This window comes from Syntrophorhabdales bacterium (assembly GCA_035541455.1).
Taxonomy (GTDB): domain Bacteria; phylum Desulfobacterota; class Syntrophorhabdia; order Syntrophorhabdales; family WCHB1-27; genus JADGQN01.
In genome coordinates this window covers 1-22244 of the sequence record DATKNH010000012.1, presented here as the reverse complement: position 1 = coordinate 22244, position 22244 = coordinate 1, and the positions used below count along the sequence as shown (strand labels likewise).

The following is a 22244-nucleotide window of genomic DNA, read 5'->3' as shown; positions in this document are numbered from 1 at the left end:
TTCTGTGTCAAGTGTTGAGCAAATCACCGTTACGAGTTACCTGTTAGGAGTTCCGCGTTCGTCTCAATTTCTAACCTCTGTAACCTGTTACCAGCACTCAGTAGCTCCTTTGGCCTTTAGCCTGGAACCTTGCTACCCTCTTTGTTACCAACTTCTCACTCCTGTGGCGTATTCGAGCATCGCCAGAGACATGTTGTAGCCAAAGACAGCCTGGATATATTTGCCCCGGTTTTCACCGTACTTTTCCATGCCCCGCAGCATATCGTCGGCGGTGCCTATACCCATGTCGAAATTGGTGAGAGCAGCCACAATCCATTTTCTTGAAGCAGTCGCCGCGTTTCCGTAAGCTTCGCCGGCCACCTTCCATTCTCTCACTTCTTCGTAATATTTGACGACTTCTATGGGAATATTGAGTCTTCCCGTTCCTTTTGCGTGAAGCAGCCTCTCATATTCCGCTTTCTCCTTTTCGATCTTTGCCTTGGCTATCCCGAAATCAAAGTGCCATTTCAGCCCGCCCACGACTCCTACATAAGCATGGTTGTATTGATCAGGAAAATAAGCGTTATGAAACGTCTCGCGGCCGGGAGCCCCCGCGACAGAGCCGGCCAGCGCAGCAAAGAAAGAAGGGTAGCGGTCACTCCGGGCCGCTTCAACCATAGATCGCTGCGCGGCTACGGCCTGTTCGAGCTGCTTCAGTTCAGGCCGGTCAGCCAGCGCTTTTCCAATGTAAGCATCAAGCTCCCCCAGCCGGCCTTCCTGAAGGGAGAGCATCTTCTCCGCGGGCTCGAATGCGGCATCGGAGGGCAGATGCATGAGCGATTTCAGCGCAAAGTAAGCAATGCCAGAGCCTTTCTCGGCTTCGGCCCGTGAGCGCAGCGTGTTGGCCGCGTACGCATCGATCCTGTAGAGATCGCTTTCGAGCACGTTCGGTGAGCCCGCGTCCAGAAGCCGCTTCATGCGCGCCCGCGCCTCGTCAAAATAGGTAAGGGCCTCGGTTGCCGCCTCGACCCCCGCCCGTGCCAGAACAAGCGCATAATAGAGTTCCTTCACCCTCAGTGCTATCTCATTCTCTTTTTGTGTTTGCTTCAACTCCCGAGCTGCAAGCCCCTTGACCGCCGCATCTCTTCTATTGGAGAGCTTTCCGAATGTATAGAGGGGCTGGGTCATGGCAAAATCTGTGCTGCCGTAAACACCGATACTCATTTCAGGCGAAGGGTCTGTGATCCTCCCATTCACCACTACCGGCCGGTTGGCATCCTTGACAGGCCCAACCAGCGTAATGCTTTCCAGCTGGGGGTAATAGGCAGCATCCACCTGCTCCAGTTCGCTCCGCGCTCCTCCTATTTCGCTCCTGATCCCCGCCAGTTCGGGGCTCTTGGCGAGAGCCATCCGGATCGCCTGCTCGACGCTCAGGACCAGTTTATCTCCTTCTTGCGCCACGCTTGGCAACGGTTTCCACAGGGTTGACAGCAGGCAGACCAGAGTTAATCCGCAAATGGCTGCGATCCTGAGACCTTTCCGTCCCTCTTTGTAATGGGTTTGAGTGGATCTGTCCATACGCCCCTCCCTCTTAATGCATTGGGTCATGTCATACCATATCCCTTTTGTCCGGAATCGGAAATGTGCTTCTTCCGCATCTCAAAAGCCAGCACCGCATACATCAGAAGGCCCACACCGGCCCAGAAAATCTGTTCGAGCCTGAGAGTGATCCCGTACGTGAGACCCAGCGAAGACTCCAGACCAAAGATCACAAACGCAATAACCCTGGTGGCTTCCATGACGCCGAGGTCAATAGGCAGGGCAAAACCGAGAAGACTGAACCATGTTCCCAGAAACCAGAGACCAGCAGCCAGGCCCAACGAAGCTTGGTCGGTCAGGACCCGGAGAAAATAGTAACATTGGACGATACCGCATGCCATGCCCGCGATATGCCAGACTATCGAAAAGATAAAATCACCCGGACGCCTCTGATAAAAGAGCCGAAGCTTATCGTCCACACCGGTTATGTGCGTAGCGAGCTTTTCCATACGGCGACCACCCAGCCGATGGATGACACACCAGCGCAAAAAGGCACCGAGCTTGCCATACTTCTGCATGACAAGAAAGATCAGCATGCCCCCGCCCAGCAGCGTCGTGGCCGTAAGCATCGCCACCCAGATGCCGTAAGGCATACGCATGCCGGGCAGTGTCACGAGCGTCCCTCCGACCACAAAGAGAAGTTGAGCCAAAGCATAGGAAAGCTTGTCGATGATGATCCCGGTTGCGCTTTCCGATCCCGTGCGGTCCGACGCAAGGAGAACTCCCTTCGCCACTTCTCCCCCCATGCCTGCTGTAGGGGTAAGATAGTTGATGGAATAGCCTGCCATGCGGATACAGAATATACGAAAAAAAGGAAGCGCCCGGTGCGGGTCAGAAAGGCAGTGGCGCCAGGCTTGTGTGTGAAAGAGATCCGCAACGCCTTCAATCAGAATAAGCGGCGCCAGGGCCCATCCCAGAAGCTTCAACTGGGCCCACAGCTGGCCGGACCCGATCCGATAAATCAGAAGCGTGATCAGCAGACAACCGCAAATAAGGGCGTAGAGGTGGAATCTCTTATAGGGCACAATCATCCACCCGGACATCACGCGATCCTTCCCGGCTGGACTGATAAGCGCAATGGATCACTCGGGCACACCATCTGGCCTCCGCCAGGTTGGTGCCTCGGATCGTCTCATCGATGATTTCGGTCCGAAAATTTTCAACCACCTTTTCCATCCACGCAGGGTGGTGGGAGCCTCCGGAGAGGGGCTCGGGGAAGTTATGTCTCACTTCGGCAGATGCTCGTGCAAGAGCCACAAGATGGTCATCGTTGATGAGTATGCGGGCGTTTGGGCCCGTTATTTCTCCCCGGTTTTGCCGCGAAGACGCCCGCCATGTGAGGTGAACTCTCGCCTCCGCAGCATGAAACCGGACGGACAGATCAACCGTCTCTTCAATGCTGCCAGCATACTCCATTTTTGCGGAGACGGATAGCGGAACCGCGGTCATGACCGAACGGACGAGATAGAGCTGGTGCCATCCATGATCCAGCAGGATCCCGCCGCCTGCAGTTTCGGCTCGTCTGCGCCAGTCGGAAATCCCGCCGCCTGAATTGGGCGGTCGAAGCACGATAAGGGAGATGGATTGTATAGGACCTAGTTTCTGTTCGGAAACGATCTCTTCGGTCTTGATCCAGATAGGTGCGTGCTTCCAGTTGTTCACGGTAAAGAGGACACATCCTGATGGCTTCGCAGCCTCAATCCTCTCGAGGCTTTCGAATGAGGTCACGAGCGGCTTTTCGCAAAGCACGTGCAGGCCCGCACCTAAAGCCTTCTCTGCCAGACCGGCGTGAGTGTACGAAGGTGTGCAGATATCCACAAAATCAAGATCGCCGTGTGCGATGGCGGGTCCCATATCGGCGTAGATGGATGCTCCCGGAATAAGCCCGCTCGCCAGGCGCGCTCTTTCAGGGTCAGGCTCCACCACAGCGACAATTTTGAAATACTTGCTGTGCTGCCAGGCAGGAAGGTGCGCGTGGAGAGCAGCGTTGCCAAATCCCACAATCGCCCCGCGAAAAATCCTGGCCTCCCGTCCCTCTTTAGGCATGATCTGCCGCCTATCACGAGCATTATGTTTCATGTGTATCATCCAAATTCCAACGTCGAATATCTAAATCCCAAACAGTCTCAAATTACTAATTTCAAATGTTCCAAACGGATGCCAAACCTGAATTCACTTTGAATTTTGGTCATTAGATATTGTTTAGGATTTCGATATTGGGATTTGGGATTTGATTCTCCTCCTTGCCCCATGACCCTAGCCCTTCCACCGCACATGCTCTTTCACAAAAGAAAATGTATCGTCAAGGATCTGTAATGCTGTGTCCGCCTCCTCTTTCTTCAGAATGAGGGGCGGGTTAATGCGGAAGTTCGCCTTATAGCTCATGCTTATCATGCCCCTCTTCAGTAACTCGAGGAAGATCTGTCTGGTCACCTCCCGCTCGAGCGGTTCTTTAGTCTTCCTGTTTTTCACCAGTTCAACGCCGATCATGAGGCCGAGCCCCTGGACATGACCGATGAATTCATATTTCTCTTGCAGGCCCTGCAACTCTTTCAATAGATGGCTTCCAACCTTTTGCGAGTTTTCAACGAGTGATTCCTCGACGATAGTCTGTATGGTGGCGAGAGATGCGGTGCTGGCCAGTGGATTACCCCCGTAACTGCTCGACGAAGAGCTCGCTTTTGCAAAGGGCAGACTCGCGGTGATCTTATCCGTGGAGACCAGCCCACTGATGGGAAAGCCGTTTCCCATACCCTTTCCTATGGTCAGGATATCGGGCGTCACGCCCGTGTAGTTGCATCCGAACATTTTTCCTGTGCGGCCGAATCCCGTGATCATCTCGTCGGCGATCAGAAGGGCATTATTCTCATGCGCGATCTGAAGCAGACCGGGAAGAAATTCCGGAGGGGGAATCACGTTGCCGGCAGTTCCCTGCATCGGCTCTACCAGGATCGCAGCAATGCTTCCTGCCGTATCCTTCTCAATCACCTTTCGGACGAAATCGAGACAGAAGATGCCGCATCCGGGATAGGCCATGTCAAAGGGACATCGATAGCAGTCAGCGTAAGGCGCGAGGTGCAAGCCGGGATGGAGTGGCCCCCAGTGCTTCTTGAACGGGTCTCCGATGAGACCCAGTACGCCGCCGGTCTTACCATGAAATCCTCCCCAGAAGCCGAGCACCTCGAAGCTCTTCGTGCAGGCTTTTGCCAGACGCACAGCCGCCTCAACTGCCTCGGCGCCTCCACTGTAGAGCTGGGTTCTGGTGAGCCCCGGTGGCGTCAGTGAAGCGATGAGGCCGAGGAGTCTCATCCGGTTTTCCGTGGTGAAACTGCCAGCCGTGACCTTGTCCAACTGCGTCTTTATGGCGGCAATATATCGCTGGTGCGAATGACCCAGGCTGCAGACGGCCACGCCTGCCATCAAGTCAAGATATGACTTGCCATCCACGTCGGTGAGCCAGCATCCCTTGCCTTCTTTGATAACAAGTCGCGAGAGCTGGGCCACTTCCTGGAGCCCCGGAGAGACATAGCGGAGCTCTTCCTCGTATATCTTCGATGAAACTTTGTCGGTGATTTCAGAGTCGCCACGGACTGAGTGATCCATCGAGCCCTCCTTATAAGATGCCAGCTACGTAGGCGGCGATACCCGTTGCAGCTGCATCGCGACACCTGGAAAAGCTGGGCCAGTCATTAACGTCGATCAAGATGACATCGCGCCTTGCCGTAACAACGGCATCACCGCCGTAGATCTCGAGTCCAACTGCTTTCGCGGCTCTGCTGGCAATCCGGCGCAGGTCTTCCACTTCAGAGGTGATCTCTTCACCCGTGGATTCGAGGAATGCGCTGAAATAGCTTTCTCTGCCTGCTCCGTAAAACTTGACCACATCGCCTTCGATATGTTCCTGTACGAGAACCTCGTTGATCTTTCGCTCCCTGAAATGAGGAAGCGCTGCCGTCAATTCTCCAGGGGATCCTATTCTCTTTACATCGCCCGGCTCCATCGCATGCACGTCCCCCCGCTTGAGCCAGCACGGGTATACGCCGTGGCTGAGGATCCTGCGTTCGGCGTTGTCTGTGGCGACAACCTCGCTTTGCGGTATTGGAAGATCAGCGTTCTGGAGAAGGCGGATCAGCGGCTTGCGGTAAGAGTTGCGTACCGATGTGACAGAGTTGAGAATCTTTGCGCCCCGCATCTGGCGTGCTTCGAGGACCTCCATGGCGCGAGCCGACTGTGCCATGGAGAGTATAAAGGGAGAGTCGCTGAAAGCATCATTCAGTCCTTCTGCTTCGACCGTGTAGAATCTATGCCCCATGCGCGATAACGCCTGCAGGGTCGCATCCAGGATTGCCGCATCCTCCTTCACTTTTCCCGGCGAGAATTCCTTTTCCCTGTACACGCCGACAAATGTCACGGGACGTCACCCCTCGCGTTCTCTGTCAGGTAGCGCTCTGCCGTTTCGATATCTTCGGGGTGATCCACATCTACGGTCTTCGAGACGGGGATGCCGTACAACCTGTATTCTCTATCCAGGAGGAGTCCCAGGAACTGCCTGAGGGCGTTCAAGCCACGCGCCCTCGCCGACTCCACCAGGTAAAAGATTGATGGCTCAAAGTAATAAAAGCCAGCCGTTACATAGCGGCTTGTCCCGGCTGCGTCTCCCAGTGCGCTCACCCTGTGATTCCGGTCAGTCTTCACCCGCAACGGTTTTTCATCGTCGACAAATCGAGTAAGGGCCAGTACGCCCTGGGCATCCGGCAGAGAAGAGCCCTTCGTAAGAAACCGCTTGAGGCTCGCAAAGGGGAAGACAGCATCGACTGTGAAGAGCAGGAAGGGCTCGATTGCGAGCAACGGAGCCAAAGTAAAAAGGCTCTCCATCGAACTGGGCGTTGTCTTCTTTACTATTTCGAGAGGAACCGGCCACGTCTTTGTGCGCAAATACCGGTCAAGCTCCGGCGTAAGGTCGTTAATGATGCAGGCGATCGATGTGACACCCACACTCGCCGCCGCCCGGATCGCCCTCGCGATCAATGGTTCGCCACCCACGCATATCATGGGTTTCGGGGTGAAGATCCCTCCCTGGGTCATACGTTCCCCGGTTCCGGCTGCGATGATCCCCGCCTTCATAGAATGAGCGCTTCCAGATCAGTGAGGCTCGATATCCGGGCGTCAGCCTCTCCGGCGCTGACCAAACCGGCGCCAGGCCCCTTGAGCCACACTGTTCTCATACCGAGTTCCTTGCTGGGTATCACATCACGCTCGAATGAGTCTCCCACGAAAATAACCTGGTGAGCAAGCAGTCCGAGCTGTGTAAGCGCGAGGCGAAAGATCTCAGGGTCCGGCTTTTGAATTCCTACCACGTTCGAGTCGACCACTACCGCAAAGAACTCGAGCAGGCCTGCCTCTGTCAGCACCGTAGTGAGGTTGCCGTAAAAGTTGGAGACGATCCCGAGGCGGTACCTGCTCATTGCTCGCCTCAGAAGACGGGCCGCGCGCAGCATCGATCTCTCCGATACGGCGCAGAACGTATCGGCTAGAGCCCGTTCCCTTTCTCTGTCTTTGACGCCCAGCGCCTCGAACTGCCACTGCACGTGGGCTGCCATCAATGCGCGAAGCCCTAGCGCTCTGACCTTCGAATCAGCGTAGCAACGATCTTCAGCATGATAGAAAGCCCGCTTGATCTCTTCACGGGGGAATTCCATACCAGCCTTTTCGTAAAGAGCGTAGAAGCGGTCAGGCCAGCGTTCACCGTCAGAGTCCAGCGTGCCCCCGTAGTCGAAAAGGATTCCCTTGCATTTTCTAAACGTGTTGCTAGTCATCTGGTGCCGGGTGGGACGTATACCAAGCCATGTTCAAAAACAGCACCTGCGAACCAAGTACTCACTCTGTCATACGCCGGTCTGTCCACGAAGGCTACTTTCTCTGAAACGGCTAATAGCATTCTTGAGGAAGTTGGACGGCCCGGTCTTTTTCTCGCCCTCTTTGCGCCATCCCTTGATGAATGCTTCGGTCAGACGAAAGGCCTCGTCATCCGAATACTGGACCGGAGGATGTTTCATGAAATAGGCTGCCGGAGCATGGAGAACACCCCCTATCCGCCGTTCAAGGGCAAGCTTGCAGCAGCGTACAGCGTCAATCACAATACCGGCAGAGTTGGGAGAATCCTCCACCGACAGGCGCAGGTCGAGGTTCATGGGGACGCCTCCGAACAGCTTGCCTTCGATCCGTATAAAACAGACTTTATTGTCTTTCTGCCAGGGCACGTAGTCGCTGGGCCCCACATGAATGCTCTCGTCACTGAATCGCTCCGCCGCGACCGACTGGACCGCTTCCGTCTTGGAAGTCTTTTTCGAAATCAGCCGCTTCCGGTTGAGCATGTTGAGAAAATCGGTGTTGCCGCCAGTATTAATCTGATACGTGCGCTCCAGTTTGACCCCGCGTTTCTTGCATAGATCGACCAGCATACGGTGAATGATCGTGGCACCGAGTTGGGACTTTATATCATCGCCCATCAAGGGCAACTTTTTTTCCTCGAAACGCTTCGCCCAAGCAGGATCGCTCGCGATGAAGACCGGCATATTGTTAATAAAGGCAGCCTCGGCTTCCAGTGCACACTCCGCGTAAAAGCGCGTTGCCTGCTCTGATCCAACCGGGAGATAGTTTAAAACAATGTCGGTTCGGGCCTCCTTCAGTGCATTGACCACAGCGGCCATATCCGGCTGAGGTTCCTCTGCAACCACAAAAGTAGAGGCCTCATCGTAAGCGGCCATATGCTCGGAATAGCCGTCGAGGACCCTCCCCATCAGAACGCGTGTGCCGCTGCTTTTAACATCCCTGCAGAATGGCGTCGTGCAATTGGGCTTTGCAAAAATTGCTTCGGTGACATCCCTGCCGACCTTTCTCTTATCTATGTCAAACGCCGCTGCTACCTCTATCTCCCAGGGCCTGTAACCGCCGATCTCCCAATGCATGAGGCCGATAGCATCAGACCTCGATAGGGTTGCATAATAAGTAATGCCCTGAACCAGAGAACTTGCGCAGTTCCCGACCCCGACAATGGCGATCCTTATTCGCTTCATCTTTTGTTAAGATAGAATCCTGATTTTGGAAAGTCAAGATGTCCACGGGTAGACAGTTGATCTGCACCGGTATTATGTTATTGATGCAGGGTTGTATGATCAATGATTACAAGTAAGCATGAAAGGGGTGAACAGATGACATCAAGGACGGCGGTAAGCAGAAACGGACACCTATTCTTAACAGTCGTCATCGTACTAACCACAGCGCTCCTGGCTTCTGCCAGCATGTTGACGGCACAGGACAAACCGGCTGACGAGCTGCAGCTCCTGCTCGAAAAGATCAAGGCGGACAAGAAATTGCTCGTCGCAGAGAACATGCATCTCACCGAGACCGAAGCAAAAGCCTTCTGGCCGCTCTATGAGCGATACCAGGATGAGCTGTTCCTTCTGCGCGTCCGCACTGCCAAACTGATCAAGGACTACGCGGACACGTATGAAAAGATGTCCGATGCCACCGCGAAGCGACTGCTTAATGAATATATAACGGTTGAGGCGCTGCGGCTTAAGCTGCACAAGGCATACCTGCCCAGGTTCGGCAAGATCTTACCCGGTACAAAGGTGGTGCGCTACTACCAGATCGAAAACAAAATCAATGCCGCTCTCGAGTATGAACTGGCCACAAGAATACCACTTGCGAAAGTGGACAAGCAGTAAAGTACCGGAGGAGGATACGATGATGAGAGGCCTTTATTTCACGATCGTTGCATGCGTGTGCCTGGCGTTTGTTCTTGTCGCCGGCCCCAACCCCGCGGCAGCCGCATCCGCGGCAGAAATAGACCATAACTCCCGGAAGGCTCTCGAGAAACTCTACGTAAAATCGAGCAAAGCGAAAGAGTTGAGCAAAACGGCAGTAGCCATCCTGGTTTTTCCCAACATTGTCAAGGCAGGGTTGATTGTGGGTGGGCAGTATGGTGAGGGCGAGCTCATTCGGGACGGGGCGGTTGTTGGTTATTACAACACCGTATCGGGCTCGTATGGTCTGCAGGCCGGGATCCAGAAGTATGGCTACGCATTGTTCTTTATGACAGAGAAAATGCTGGCCTATCTCGATAAGAGCGGGGGATGGGAACTTGGTACCGCCCCCAATATAGTTGTTGTTGATAAGGGAGCGGCCACTGGCATTTCAACCACTTCAGCCCAGTCCGACGCTTATGCCTTCTTCTTCGACCCGAAAGGGCTTATGGCCGGTCTCGGCTTGCAAGGGACCAAGATTACGAAAATTAATAAGTGAGCAAGCTACGCTTCTTCGAGCCGACCCACAGGTTCTTCAACGTATTGTATAATAGAATGCTTCTTACTGGTGATCCTTCCGGGTCTTAAAACTGTCGGAGGTCGTAATCAGCCATGAGAGAACATCTCGAAGTCGTGAAGAAGCAGTTTGAGAGGGACAGCTACGCCGAGTTCCTGGGAATCGTCTTGGACACATTGACCTCCGATACAGTCCGGATGCACCTGCGGTTGCGAGAGGATATGTTGAACATGTACGGCCGGCCCCATGGTGGCATTATCTATTCTCTCGCAGACGTTGCGTTTTCGGTATTGGGTAATAACAGCAACAACATCTCGGTTGCCTTAGACTGTTCGATCACCTACCATGCGAGCCCCGACCCGGGAACGGTGCTTGTCGTTGAAGGAAAAATCCTGTCACATAGCAGGCGAACCGCTTCCTATTTGTGCACTGTCTATACCGAAAAAGACGGGATACGCACATTGGTTGCAACGATGAAAAGCGTCTCCTACCGGACGGGGAAGCCTATAGATCCATATGTGGAGCAATAGCGTATCATTCAGATACGCTCCCTTCGAAGCGGGTATTGCGACTGCCTTTCATCACATCTTGCTAAACTGAACACCGTTGCATGGAGCCTTTCGCCCGACTCGCGTACCCGACGAAGCGTGATTGTGCTTATCTCTCCATCGCCTGTTTTCTCCCGAGGGCGAAGCTTGCCAGATTAGCTTCCACCTGGACTGGTCCAGACATTCTTCGGATCACGTTCTCGGCGGCCTCAGGCTCGCAGAAGACGAGGCCCTTGCCGACTCCATACCCTACGAGCACGAGATTCGACCCGGGAGGGTAACCGCTGTTCCGAGCAAGCCTGTCTGCATCGACATGCACGTAGTCACCCGCGTTCCCTGCGTTCACGAGGATTGCGCCGCTCTCTTTTACGAAAGATCGGTGTAGAGAGACATTTTCCGCATTGACGATGATCGCCACATCCGCCTCTCCCCGGCGGATTAAAGGGCTCTTGAACGTACCCACCTTGACGTGCGCAAGGACCGTCCCTCCCCGCATAGCCATACCGTGTATCTCCGAGGTGAGCACCTCGAGGCCCATCTCTACGGCCACCTCTGCGAACAATCGGGTCACGAAGAGCACGCCTTGGCCGCCGATCCCGCTCACCACGATCTGCTGCCTCATTGCGCACCTCCATCCTTTGAGACGATAGCATTCGAAGGACAGACATGCACGCAGACACCGCACCCCGTGCAGAGGGCCTCGCTGATGCTTGCTCGCCCCTCTTCTTCATCGAACAAAAGGGCGGGACACTCGAACTCGTCTATGCACCAGCGGCAACCAGTACACTCTTCGATGGTCATGTTGAGGTGCTGCGCGTCCCTTCCCGCTCTCCGGTCCTGCAGGCAGCCGTGTCTTGCGATCACCACCGCCACGCCGCCCTCCGGGGATCGGCAAAAGGCCTCTGCTTCTCTCAATGTCTCCCCGAACGTTTCAAGCTCGCACGGGTCCGCCTCTCTCAGGAAACGAACCCCAGCCCCTTTCACAATATCGGGGATGAAAACGGGGTTACCCTGACTTCCGTCTGCAAGGATACCAAGGTGTGGCGTCGGCTGGTGTCCGGTCATGGCGGTTGTGGCATTATCAAGAACGACCAGGATGAAGCGGGCCTTCTGAACGACCGCATTTACCAGCGCAGGGATACCGGCGTGGAAAAAGGTCGAGTCCCCGATGGTGACTGTGATGGGAGGGATCTCTCCTCCGTCCTGCTGATACGAATGGTAGAACCCAGCTGCCTGGCTGATGCACGCTCCCATGCAGTGGCAGGTATCGACAGCGCCAAGGTTCATCCCGAGGGTGTAACATCCGATGTCGCTCGGGAAAATCCCGCCCCGAAAGGCTTCTTTGATCCCATAGAACGCGGCCCGGTGGGAGCAGCCGGCGCAGAGGGACGGCCGCCTGCCCTTCGCCGCGGGTTCCGCTTCTCGTTTCCGGGCGATGCCTACGAACGTGCGGAGTACAGACTCGACAACGTCCGGCGTCAGCTCCCCTTCCCCGGGGACCGACATGGATCGTCTCCCCTGTACAAGGGGGTTTACGAACTGCATCTCTATGACCGGGTAGCTTTCTTCCAAGACCAGGATTTTCTGGTAGCGAGCACGTATGTCCTCGATGAAGCGTCTGTTCAGGGGATAAGGGAGGAGCACCTGATAGAGGTCTACGTCAGAGAGGCCTCCATCCTCGATGAGCTCATACACGTGGGTGTAAACGACGCCTGACGCGACAATACACGAATTGCTCTTGCCTCCACCTTTTTGGAGGACCGGATAGAATTGTTTCTCCAGAGCGATCTTATCTATTTTCTCGTTCAACAGACGATGGAGACCCGTCACGAATTGGGGTGTTGCCGCCCATCTCGAAGGGTTCTTCTCGAAGTGCGCCTTCCTCTCAAGCTCGATCGGCTTGACGCAGGAAACGTTCTGGCGGGCATGGCAGATGCGGGTAGTCGGCCGGATCATTACGGGAATCTCGTATCGCTCAGAAAGAGCATACGCCGTCGCTACCGCTTCCTTCGCCTCTCGCGGGCTCGAAGGGTCGAACACAGGCACTTTCGCGAAGTGGGCAAAGAACCGGCTATCCTGCTCCGTCTGTGAGCTGTGCGGGCCCGGGTCGTCAGCGACTACGACGATAAAACCGCCCGTCACGCCCAGATAGGCCGAGCGCGTGAAGGGATCAGCTGCCACATTGAGTCCTACCTGCTTCATGGAGACAGCTCCTCTCTTACCCGTGCAACTGTGAGCGAGGGCGACTTCGTATGCGACCTTCTCGTTAATCGACCACTCGGTGTGGATAGGCATCTCCAGTTCACGTGCGAACTGCACAACCGAGCCAAGAATCTCGGACGCTGGAGTTCCGGGATACGAGGCTGCGAGAGAGCATCCGTTTTCCACGAGGCCTCTACCTATCGCTTCGTTCCCCATGAGCATTCTCTGTACCGGTTTTTCCATGGTCGCACCCCTCCTCTTGGCAAAGACCGCGAATCGATCCTTTGCTACGGCGCGGCAGAAGCGCGTTTGCTATAAAGAGCATAGTGGCCGCCGCGTCTCCTCAACATCTTGTTGTTGATTGCAGTGGCAATACGGACAAGGTCGAGCACACCTCTACACGAGCTTCCTCAATATCTCGATCCCCCTCAGGACAGTTGCCTCGTCCGCAGCGAAGGATATGCGCACGTTCGATTTTTTTCTGGAAAAGACGCTGCCAGGGATGATAAACAGGTTATTTGCGAGTGCCCTCTCGACGAACGCGTCGCCATCGCCGTCGGGGACTTCCGGAAAAATGTAGTAGGCGCCTTTTGGTTTTACTATGCGGAACTTGTCCTTTATCCCGTCGTAGATAAGATCCCTTTTCCTGCGATAGGTCTCGATGATCTCGTCTGTTGGATAATCGAGTGCGAAGACCGCAGCTTTCTGAGCGACCGAATGAACCCCGCTGAACACGTATTGCAGCATCGTAACCATGGCATCGATAATATCCCTCGGCCCTGCCACGTAGCCCACACGCCACCCCGTCATGCCCCACGTCTTCGAGAACCCCCCAAACGTGAGGACGTTGTCGCACAGCTGGCCGAGACAGGGCGGCGCACTCCCCGTCTCATAGAAAAAACGCTCGTAGATATCGTCCGAAAAGAGAAGGATGTTCTTTTCCCGCGCGACCCGTGCAACCATCTCCAGCTCCTCTCTCGAGCAGACCGCACCTGTGGGGTTGGCCGGGCTGTTGACGATGATGATCTTCGTCTTTGGCGTAATCGCCTGCTGGAGCAGCTCCTCCTTGAGCGTGAAGTCCGGATAGGTATCGACGAAGACGGGACTGCCTCCGAGGAGGATGGTCTGGTACTCATACATGACGAAAGAAGGGTCGGGGATGATGACTTCATCGCCTGGGTTGAGGGTGACCATCATAGCGAGGAGTATACCGCCTGTCACGCCTGGCGTGATGATCACGTCCTCACAGAAGACGCTTCTTGCCTTGAGCTGCGCACTAAGCTTCTCGCGCAGCTCCGGTATGCCGCCGGAGGGCGTATACTTGTTGAATCCCCTCCGGGTCCACGTTACGGCCTCTTCCTTGATAGGCGCAGGCACATCAAAATCTGGCTCGCCCAGACTCATGTTGACCGGGTCCTTCACCTTGCGGACCATGTCGAAGATCTTACGCACACCAGATGGCCTGACGGTCTGTACGCGCTGACCCAGCCACATGTGTCCTTCCGATAGCTTCGCCTGCATTGGAATCGGCTCCTCCGCGGACTACAGACCTACTCGTTTCAAATCCCTGCAGAGAAGCGAAACCTGGTCATCCTCCATCGGTGAGTCCTGCAGCCTTCCCGAAAGGTAGGCGTCGTATGCCGATAAGTCGATCAGACCGTGGCCGCTCCAGATGAGCAGGATCACCCGAGGCTCGCCTTCCTCTTTTGCGCGTTTCGCCTCCTCTATGACGGCGGCAATCGCATGGTTTGTCTCCGGTGCCGGTACGAATCCTTCTGTGCGCGCCCACGTAAGTCCCGCCGCGAACGTCTGGGACTGGTCGTAAGCCCTTCCTTCTACGAAGCCGTCGACAATAAGCCTGCTCAGAAGAGGCGCCACACCGTGGTAACGCAATCCCCCCGCATGGATGGGAGCGGGCACGAAGCCGTGGCCCAGCGAGTGCATTGCCATAAGCGGCGTCATACCGGCCGTGTCGCCAAAATCATAAACATACGGGCCTTTTGTCATGGTCGGGCAGGACGTGGGCTCACACCCGATCACCCTGGTCTTCTTTCCTTCTGTGATCTTGTCACGCACGAACGGAAAAGCAAGCCCGGCAAAATTACTGCCGCCACCCACGCAACCGATCACCACGTCGGGATAATCCTTCGCCATCGCCATCTGCTTCTGCGCCTCAAGACCCACGATGGTCTGATGCATGAGCACGTGGTTCAAGACGCTGCCAAGAGAGTACCGCGTGTCTTTGGAGGTAACGCAGTCTTCCACCGCCTCGCTGATCGCGATCCCGAGACTTCCCGGATGGTCTTGGTTCTGTTCCAGAAAGCCCCTTCCCGCAGCGGTGTCCGGACTGGGGCTGGGGACGCACTTGGCACCCCACGTCTCCATCAGCATGCGACGATACGGTTTTTGGTTATAGCTTACCCGCACCATGTAGACTTTCAGTTCGAGCCCGAACTGGTTGCAGGCAAACGATAGAGCGCTTCCCCATTGCCCCGCACCCGTTTCGGTGGTGAGCCTCTTGATGCCGAAGATCTTGTTGTAATAGGCCTGCGGAATAGCAGTGTTTGGTTTGTGGCTGCCGGCGGGGCTTACGCCTTCGTGTTTGTAGTAGATCCGGGCAGGCGTACCGAGGAAGCGCTCCAGGCGATGGGCCCGGTACAGTGGGGTAGGCCTCCATATCAGGAGCTTCTCGAGTACAGGCTCGGGTATGTCTATCCACCTCTGGGTCGATACTTCCTGTTCGATTATATTCATGGGAAAGACAGGGGCTAAATCGTCCGGCCCCACAGGTTGACCTGTTGCCGGGTGGAGCGGAGGTGGGAGCGGGTTGGGCAGGTCTGCCTGTATGTTGTACCATTTCGTCGGGATTTCACTTTCCGGCAACAAGATCTTTGTTTCCATGGCTCCTCCTTATCGGTTATATAGACTCTCGACTTCACACCAGCGCCGTGGCAAGGAGTCGAGGACACGTAAATATCGTATGTTATAAAGGACAACTATGGTTGCATAGCTGCACATAATTGTTTTTTTAACGGTACCATTGCCCTCTCGAGGTGTCAAGATGAATTTCAAGAAATGATGCTAATGACTCTCTTGAAATCTTTCCTGCAAAGCTCTACAATAACAGGACAAAAGGTGAAAAGCGGTACGCGGCCATCGTTAGAAGTTCATGCAAAAGCAAGACCTGTGTACGTGAAAGGGTGCAGCATATACTGAGAGTGGCGTGCAAAAGCCGCTGACGCGCCAAAAGAGTATGATTAAGGAGGGGCGATGAAGATCCTCATAGCAGACGCGATGTCCGGAGAGGCGGTTGATATCCTGAAGTCCAAAGGTCTATCTGTAGATGTCAAAACCGATCTCAAAAAAGAGGAGCTTGCTGCGATTATCGGTGAGTACGACGCATTGATCGTAAGAAGTGCCACGAAGGTGACCCGCGATATCATTGCGAACGCTGATAAGCTGAAAGTAATCGGCAGGGCGGGAATCGGCGTTGACAATGTGGACGTGGAAGCAGCGACTGAAAAGGGTATTGTGGTTATGAATACCCCACAGGGAAACGCCCTTGCGGCTGCGGAGCACACGGTCGCGCTCATGTTTGCTGTGGCACGCAAGGTAGCGCTTGCGGATGCAACCATGAAGCAGGGTAAATGGGAAAAGAAGCTCCTCATGGGCATCGAGGTCTACAACAAGACGCTGGGTGTCATTGGCATCGGCAATATTGGCATGATCGTCGCCGAGAAGGCTGTGGCGCTGGGCATGAGGGTAATCGCGTACGACCTTTTCGTTACGAAGGAAGTCGCCGAAGCCAAAGGCATCGAGTTGGTGGGTCTTGACACACTGCTCGCAGAAAGCGATTTCATCACTGTCCATCTTCCGATGGTCAGAGAGACGAAAAACCTGATCGAGAAGAATGCTCTCGCAAAGACGAAGAAAGGCGTGGTCATCCTCAACGTAGCCCGTGGGGGCATCGTGAACGAGATGGATTTATATGATGCCTTGATGAGCGGCCACGTCTCAGGCGCGGGCCTCGACGTGTTTGAGCAGGAACCACCGCCCAAGGACCACCCGCTTGTGCTTACGGACAAGGTGGTCTGCACGCCCCACCTCGGCGCCTCAACAAAGGAGGCCCAGGAAAAAGTTGCGATCGACATCGCGGACCAGATCGTAGACTTTGCGCTTAACGGAGTTATACGAAACAGCGTGAACGCGCCGCCTGTCTCTATTGCTGCACTGAGGCAGATTTCGCCGTACCTGGGCCTTTCGGAGCGTCTTGCAACCTTCGTCTCCTCTATCAGTGAATTCCCCGTAGAAAACATAGAAGTCGAATATATGGGAGATATCTCTGAGGTAGAGACAAAGATCCTGACCCAGGCTATTGTCAGGAACATCCTCTCGCAACACGTCGAAGGAGTGAACTACGTTAACGCCCCGATTGTAGCCAGGTCCCGGGGCATAAAGATCAAGGAGATCAGGGAGAAGGAGCACGAAGACTACACATCCCTGCTAGGAATAAGGCTGACCAACGGGAAGGTCGAAAAGGTTGTCTATGGAACACTGCTCGGTAAGGAAGCGCCGAGACTGGTTAGATTGGACGGGATCGCTGTCGTCGCAAACCTAGCCGGCAACATGCTGCTCACCTATCACCAGGACAGACCGGGGGTCGTGGGCAGCATAGGTACGGCGCTGGCGAACAAGGGCATCAATATCGGCGGCATGCATGTTGGCAGGAAAGCGGACGGCGGTCTCGCCATAGCAGTGCTTGATGTGGACGTGAAGGTGAGCGATGAAGTAATCACGGAGTTGCAGGGTGTCCCCAACGTTATAGAGGTAAAGAGGATTGAGGTTTAGAAGTAGAATCTGAAGAGATCGTTTGATTGCATCACTGCTTCAAAGCGGCGTCCCCATTTCACTACACCTGTATTCCAGTTTCACGCCTTCGGCCTGTTCATAAACTCTCTAAAGATGCGGTAGTGCTCGGTATTTTCGTACCGGATCGGCTCAATACGGCTGCCGTCAAAGCTGTAGATAGTCGCATCCCGACAGGCGAGGAGGATAGGCGAGTGGGTGGCGAGGAAGAATTGGGCATGGCCGTCGCTCGCCATGGTCTCAAGCAGACTCAGCATGTCGAGCTGGGTCTTCGGGGAGAGGGCCGTTTCTGGCTCATCCAGGAAGTACACGCCCTTTCGACTATAGCGCGACCTGAAGAAGGACATCATGGACTGGCCGTGGGACTGCGTGAGGAGTGATTGGCCGCCGAAATAGTCGAGTATGGCGGGAGAGGCGGCTGCCCATTCGTCCAGGAATCGTGCAAAGTCCAGAAAAATGGACGAACCGAAGAACGAGCCCTGGACGGGGTCGCCGTTCCAAGCAATGGAAATGTACTGGTCGAACTTGTCTTCATAGGGGTTGTTCCCGAAGCGCCGCCGTTCGGTCTCCTGCCATATATGGATGCCGCACTTGCGAGCCAGGGCCTCGAGAAGCGTCGACTTGCCCGAGCCATTTTCGCCGATAAAGATGGTTATGGGGGTCTCGAAGGATATCGTGACCGGACGCCGGAATATGGCAAGGTTGAAGGGATAGGACGCGGCACCGGGAGGATATTTGTCAGGATGGATGGCCATGGAGTTAAGATGCATCTGCCCTCTTTCTGCTGTCATCGGGCAAGCTTCCGGGAAAAGGGATACTCCGGAAGCTTATGCCACCTGTCTGCGTGACGCTTTCCGATTGTAACACCCACCACCGGGCAGGTCGAGCAAAATCTGTGTTTCCGGGAAGTCTCCTTACTCGGAAGAATCTCTTTTCGAGAACAGCTCTTTTGCGACCATGATGGCGTTCATTGCGTTCGGCCAGCCCGAATAGAACGCCAGGTGGGTGATCACCTCGATCAATTCTTCCGTTCTAAGTCCGTTGTCCAGCGCCTTCTCGAGGTGAAACCGCAACTGTTCGGGGCGATTCAATGCGATCAGCGCAGCCACGGTCACGAGGCTTCGATCACGCTTTGATAGCTCCAGGCGCTCCCAGACATCGCCAAACAGCACGCCGTCCGTAAGCTCAACGAGCTTGGGCGCGAAATCGCCGATCATCTTCTCTACTGCTGAAGGTTCCTTACTCATGGTTTGCTCCTTTACATGTGGTAACTTATACTATGGTGTCCCTCCGTGTTCGTTGCAATGTTTCTTCATCTCTTGTCTCACCGGACCTTTACAGCGAGCAGCTTCATCTCCATTCTCCTTTCCATGCAGCGCCTGAATTCTTCAGCCGTGCCATTTCGTAACTTACCAAGGACACGCCCGAATGTATCTATTATAGCGACCTACCCGGAGAAAGACTTGCGTAAAGCTCCGAACTTTTAGCACGATCCTGTGAATGCATGGGCGGCTCCCTATAAAATCCAGCATCTGCAGGTCCCAAATGGGATTAGCGATTACTGGCGATCAGGGGTACGGGGTTTCTTCAGGTTTGATGAGTATAGAGAGGGGAGGGTTCCATATCAAGCGTGCTCGAAGATGTGAACTCGGAAGGACACAGCTCGCAAAACGCATGTTTCGCGTGACTTTGGTAGCTGGTAACATAGAGAAATTGATGGGAGGGTAGGAGGCGGTTAGCTCTTATTCTTGAGCCCAAGCGCTGCCTATGCTAATAAATAGTGAGGACATGTCTTCCTTTAGGGTATCCCGGTAGAGGGGGTATACATTCGATGGCAATCATACGGAGCGAGGCAATGGAACACGACGGCATCGAGGCAGGAATTGCGGTGATGGCTCTGGCCATGAGGACAGCGCCGAAAACGCGTGGTATCGATCGTCTTCAAACCGCCGCGGTCACGGGCGCTGATCTTGAAATGCTCGCTACAGCGATGGAAAAAAAGGGCGAGACGAAATCGACGCCTCTTTCCATCTTTAAAAGGGACGCGAGCAATGTAAGGAGTGCTGCGGCTGTCCTCCTCGTGGGCGTCAAGAGGGACCCCAAAAAGATGGAGCTTCCCTTCAACTGCGGAGCGTGCGGGTACCAGACCTGCGCAGCGCTTGCCGGTTCTGGAGCGCGTCAGGGCGAGGACTTTCGCGGTCCGGTGTGTATATTTCAGGCGATCGACCTGGGCATTGCCCTTGGCTCTGCCGTAAAGTTGGCAGCGGAGCTGAGCATCGACAACCGGATCATGTACACGGTGGGCGCCGCCGCAAAGGAACTCGGCCTTCTCGATTCAGACCTCATACTTGGAATCCCGCTCTCGGCAACCGGTAAGAACCCATTCTTTGATCGGCCATGAGTACTGTGCATCCGCTCTGATATGCATTGACAAACCTCAAAGAATTTCCTGATAATTGTCTGGGAAGCCCACTCGGAATGCAGATATCTCAAACATGTAACAGAAATTCGTCAATAGTGTCTTACGCTAGATGAGGGGGTGATATTTCATGCTGTGACTTTGCTTTGGATCAGCGTGCAACTACACTTTTACGTGGACTGAAAGCTTTCAACGTGGAGGATATCATGGCAAAAGTAAATACGATCTCAAGAAAACTGCTCCTGCTGGCGCTTGCCACCGCAGTGTTCGTTACTATCCTGCCGGTGACGAATGCATTGGCACAAAGCCCTAAGAGCGTGAAGATCCAAGGGGGAGATACCTGGTCAAATTATTCAGACATGAAAATGGTCCTCAAATTCGACGAGCCCAAGCCCGTTACCGTGGACCCCGCGAAAACCATTTTTCAAATAGTGGACATGCAGGAATATTTCGTAGGTCCGAAGCAAAGAGAGAATATGTGGCGAGGTGACAATAACATCAAGAACGTCAAAAGCCTTCTGGAACTGGCCCGAAAACTTGATATGATTGTCGTCTATCAGTATTCGATGGGTGTCACCAATCCTTACGAGAAGAGGCAGAAGGCTTCACCGTTCAAGCTCTACGGACCGATTATCGATGAACTTAAACCGTTGTACAAGGGGAAGGAATATTTTGTGCCGAAATCGACGCATGACATTTTCTTTCATACGCCGATGGACGATCTCTTGAAGACATTCCCCAAAGAGGTAGACACGGTGATTCTGACAGGCACTCTAACCCATGTGTGCGTTTTGTATGCCGTATCCGGCTATTGCGTCAGAGGGTATCGGGTCATTGTCCCTATGGACGGCGTCATTGACGACACCCCTGAGAACCAGGCAATGACGCTACACGTCATGTCGATTCGAAGCGCGAATTACCCGGCAACGGTAACCCTTTCAAATATGATAACATTCGAACCAGGGCCGCCGACAGGGAAGTAGGGGCGATGTCGCAAGGACTCAGGGTGAAGCCTGAGCCCTTGCCCTGCCTGGTGGGCAACTCTTTTGAAGAGTGGCGTGTCAGTTGCTGGCCTCCCTGGCCAGCTAAGCGGACGCGGCGAACAAGACAATTTGTATCGAAATCTTTGTGTATATAGTAATTCGATCCTTCATTGCCGATTGCACAGGAGGTTAGCACATGTGCGAATTCTGTCATGAACATGGGGAAGGAAAGAAGTGGTACTTGCAGGCAAAGAACTATTCGGAAGACTTGATGAGCGATGTGCGCAGACGGAAGTTCATCGAAGAGTTCGTGACGCATCCTGAAGAACTTGCACACAAGGCTCAAAGTTTCGATCGCCTCGCAAAGACCCCGAGACTCGTGAGGTCAATTGTCGCCCGGATGGTCAGCAGGAAAATGAAGAAACAGCACTTTGGACAGGTGGTCCCCATTGAGGAGATCGAACAAATTTTCGGTTTTGTCAATTCCATTGTCCGCATGGATTGCATCTGTCGCCACAGATTTATGGGCAAGGAGAAGCGCTATTGCTACGGGGTAAGTATGGCGCCCAACGGAGGGATGATTGCCGACCTTTGTCGTACCGTGGATAAGAGCTTCTACGCAGGACCGGACACCTCCGGGTTTGAGACGGTCACAAAAGAGGAGGCTATCTCAGCGCTGCGCGACTACGAGAAAGAGGGTCTCTGTCACACGGTATGGACCTTCCAGACGCCGTTTATCGCAGGCGTCTGTAACTGTGATCGTGCGGATTGTCTCGCAATGCGCTCGACCGTGACAGAGGCTGTTCCGGTTATGTTCCGAGGAGAATATGTTGCTGAGGTGAACCCGGAAGACTGCTCGGGCTGCAGACAGTGCATGCGTGTGTGTCAGTTTGGTGCCATGACACACAGTGCGTCGAGCAACAAGACGGTTGTCGACCAACGCTGGTGCTATGGATGCGGCGTCTGCCGCTCAGCGTGTAACAAGAACGCTATCAAACTTACGGATCGTTCTAAAGTACCGGCTGTGGCATCGCTCTGGTAGAACGACGGTTCTGCGCAGCCAGTTACTGACTCCTTCATGGCAGTCCGCGTATTTCGCTGCGCGGCATCAGTCAAGAGTAAGGAATGTCGTGCTAAGTGATCATTGATGCGGGTTCCACATTTGCCATGAGATTCGAGTCATGTGCATCAATGAAAATTGCCGCAAATGGTATTGAATATTACCCGAGCCAAGTGGCGGCTCTCTTCAGGAAGATAGGTTTCAGAATCCGCGTCATGACTTTTTTTGAATCCTGCTACGCGAGAGGAATTGCGCATTACCTG

General features: G+C 54.4%; 21 protein-coding genes. 7 read left to right on the top strand and 14 right to left on the bottom strand.

Going from position 1 to position 22244, the window contains the following annotated elements; genetic code table 11:
- Positions 1 to 144 precede the first annotated feature (144 nt).
- The 8 genes from VMT71_01040 to VMT71_01005 all read right to left on the bottom strand — a co-directional run bounded on the left by VMT71_01040 (position 145) and on the right by VMT71_01005 (position 8654).
- Complete coding sequence (locus VMT71_01040) at positions 145 to 1557, bottom strand: TolC family protein (protein ID HVN22525.1); 1413 nt, start codon at positions 1555 to 1557, stop codon at positions 145 to 147.
- Positions 1558 to 1583: 26 nt separating this feature from the next.
- Positions 1584 to 2621, bottom strand: coding sequence for a lysylphosphatidylglycerol synthase domain-containing protein (locus VMT71_01035; GenBank protein HVN22524.1), 1038 nt, complete (start codon positions 2619 to 2621; stop codon positions 1584 to 1586).
- Entirely contained in the window at positions 2593 to 3657 is a 1065-nt protein-coding gene (locus tag VMT71_01030) for a Gfo/Idh/MocA family oxidoreductase (protein HVN22523.1), read from the bottom strand. Before VMT71_01030 ends, VMT71_01035 begins: the two co-directional genes overlap by 29 nt.
- Positions 3658 to 3834: 177 nt before the next feature.
- Entirely contained in the window at positions 3835 to 5181 is a 1347-nt protein-coding gene (locus tag VMT71_01025) for an aspartate aminotransferase family protein (GenBank protein ID HVN22522.1), read from the bottom strand.
- 10 nt (positions 5182 to 5191) lie between these two features.
- Positions 5192 to 5989: a hypothetical protein gene (locus tag VMT71_01020; GenBank protein HVN22521.1), complete on the bottom strand. Its 798-nt coding sequence runs from the start codon at positions 5987 to 5989 to the stop codon at positions 5192 to 5194.
- Positions 5986 to 6702, bottom strand: coding sequence for an NDP-sugar synthase (locus VMT71_01015; GenBank protein HVN22520.1), 717 nt, complete (start codon positions 6700 to 6702; stop codon positions 5986 to 5988). The genes VMT71_01020 and VMT71_01015 overlap by 4 nt, the downstream gene beginning before the upstream one ends.
- The gene (locus VMT71_01010) at positions 6699 to 7394 is read right to left on the bottom strand and encodes an HAD family hydrolase (protein HVN22519.1); all 696 of its coding nucleotides are present in this window, start codon (positions 7392 to 7394) and stop codon (positions 6699 to 6701) included. The genes VMT71_01015 and VMT71_01010 overlap by 4 nt, the downstream gene beginning before the upstream one ends.
- 69 nt (positions 7395 to 7463) lie before the next feature.
- Positions 7464 to 8654 carry an inositol-3-phosphate synthase gene (locus VMT71_01005; protein HVN22518.1) on the bottom strand — a complete coding sequence of 397 codons (1191 nt, stop codon included), beginning with the start codon at positions 8652 to 8654 and terminating at the stop codon, positions 7464 to 7466.
- 135 nt (positions 8655 to 8789) lie between these two features.
- Here VMT71_01005 and VMT71_01000 point away from each other — a divergent pair, with 135 nt between their 5' ends.
- The 3 genes from VMT71_01000 to VMT71_00990 all read left to right on the top strand — a co-directional run bounded on the left by VMT71_01000 (position 8790) and on the right by VMT71_00990 (position 10433).
- Entirely contained in the window at positions 8790 to 9308 is a 519-nt protein-coding gene (locus tag VMT71_01000) for a hypothetical protein (GenBank protein HVN22517.1), read from the top strand.
- Positions 9309 to 9327: 19 nt separating this feature from the next.
- Positions 9328 to 9885 (top strand): lipid-binding SYLF domain-containing protein, encoded by a 558-nt coding sequence (locus VMT71_00995; protein ID HVN22516.1) that lies wholly within the window; start codon positions 9328 to 9330, stop codon positions 9883 to 9885.
- Positions 9886 to 9998: 113 nt separating this feature from the next.
- Complete coding sequence (locus VMT71_00990; GenBank protein HVN22515.1) at positions 9999 to 10433, top strand: hotdog fold thioesterase; 435 nt, start codon at positions 9999 to 10001, stop codon at positions 10431 to 10433.
- A gap of 127 nt (positions 10434 to 10560) precedes the next feature.
- On the opposite strand, the gene VMT71_00985 is transcribed toward VMT71_00990, so the two are convergent.
- The 4 genes from VMT71_00985 to VMT71_00970 form a co-directional block, all read right to left on the bottom strand.
- Complete coding sequence (locus VMT71_00985; protein HVN22514.1) at positions 10561 to 11073, bottom strand: 2-oxoacid:acceptor oxidoreductase family protein; 513 nt, start codon at positions 11071 to 11073, stop codon at positions 10561 to 10563.
- Positions 11070 to 12896 carry a thiamine pyrophosphate-dependent enzyme gene (locus tag VMT71_00980; GenBank protein HVN22513.1) on the bottom strand — a complete coding sequence of 609 codons (1827 nt, stop codon included), beginning with the start codon at positions 12894 to 12896 and terminating at the stop codon, positions 11070 to 11072. The genes VMT71_00985 and VMT71_00980 overlap by 4 nt, the downstream gene beginning before the upstream one ends.
- A 153-nt stretch (positions 12897 to 13049) precedes the next feature.
- Entirely contained in the window at positions 13050 to 14174 is a 1125-nt protein-coding gene (locus tag VMT71_00975; GenBank protein HVN22512.1) for an aminotransferase class I/II-fold pyridoxal phosphate-dependent enzyme, read from the bottom strand.
- Positions 14175 to 14195: 21 nt separating this feature from the next.
- A complete protein-coding gene (locus VMT71_00970; GenBank protein ID HVN22511.1) occupies positions 14196 to 15554 on the bottom strand; it encodes a TrpB-like pyridoxal phosphate-dependent enzyme in 1359 nt (452 codons plus the stop codon).
- 369 nt (positions 15555 to 15923) lie between these two features.
- Between VMT71_00970 and serA the strand changes: the two genes are divergently transcribed.
- Complete coding sequence (gene serA, locus VMT71_00965; protein ID HVN22510.1) at positions 15924 to 17501, top strand: phosphoglycerate dehydrogenase; 1578 nt, start codon at positions 15924 to 15926, stop codon at positions 17499 to 17501.
- An 80-nt stretch (positions 17502 to 17581) separates the two neighbouring features.
- Here the strand turns inward: serA and VMT71_00960 are convergent, their stop codons facing one another.
- Positions 17582 to 18310, bottom strand: a complete 729-nt coding sequence (locus tag VMT71_00960) for an AAA family ATPase (protein ID HVN22509.1) — start codon at positions 18308 to 18310, stop codon at positions 17582 to 17584.
- Positions 18311 to 18433: 123 nt separating this feature from the next.
- On the bottom strand, positions 18434 to 18766 hold the full coding sequence (locus tag VMT71_00955; protein ID HVN22508.1) for a carboxymuconolactone decarboxylase family protein: 333 nt from the start codon (positions 18764 to 18766) through the stop codon (positions 18434 to 18436).
- Positions 18767 to 19350: 584 nt separating this feature from the next.
- Between VMT71_00955 and VMT71_00950 the strand changes: the two genes are divergently transcribed.
- The 3 genes from VMT71_00950 (at position 19351) to VMT71_00940 (ending at position 21963) form a co-directional block, all read left to right on the top strand.
- Positions 19351 to 19920 carry a DUF2148 domain-containing protein gene (locus VMT71_00950; GenBank protein HVN22507.1) on the top strand — a complete coding sequence of 190 codons (570 nt, stop codon included), beginning with the start codon at positions 19351 to 19353 and terminating at the stop codon, positions 19918 to 19920.
- A gap of 224 nt (positions 19921 to 20144) precedes the next feature.
- Entirely contained in the window at positions 20145 to 20921 is a 777-nt protein-coding gene (locus tag VMT71_00945; protein HVN22506.1) for an isochorismatase family cysteine hydrolase, read from the top strand.
- A gap of 196 nt (positions 20922 to 21117) precedes the next feature.
- Positions 21118 to 21963, top strand: coding sequence for a 4Fe-4S binding protein (locus VMT71_00940; protein HVN22505.1), 846 nt, complete (start codon positions 21118 to 21120; stop codon positions 21961 to 21963).
- Positions 21964 to 22244: the final 281 nt, after the last annotated feature.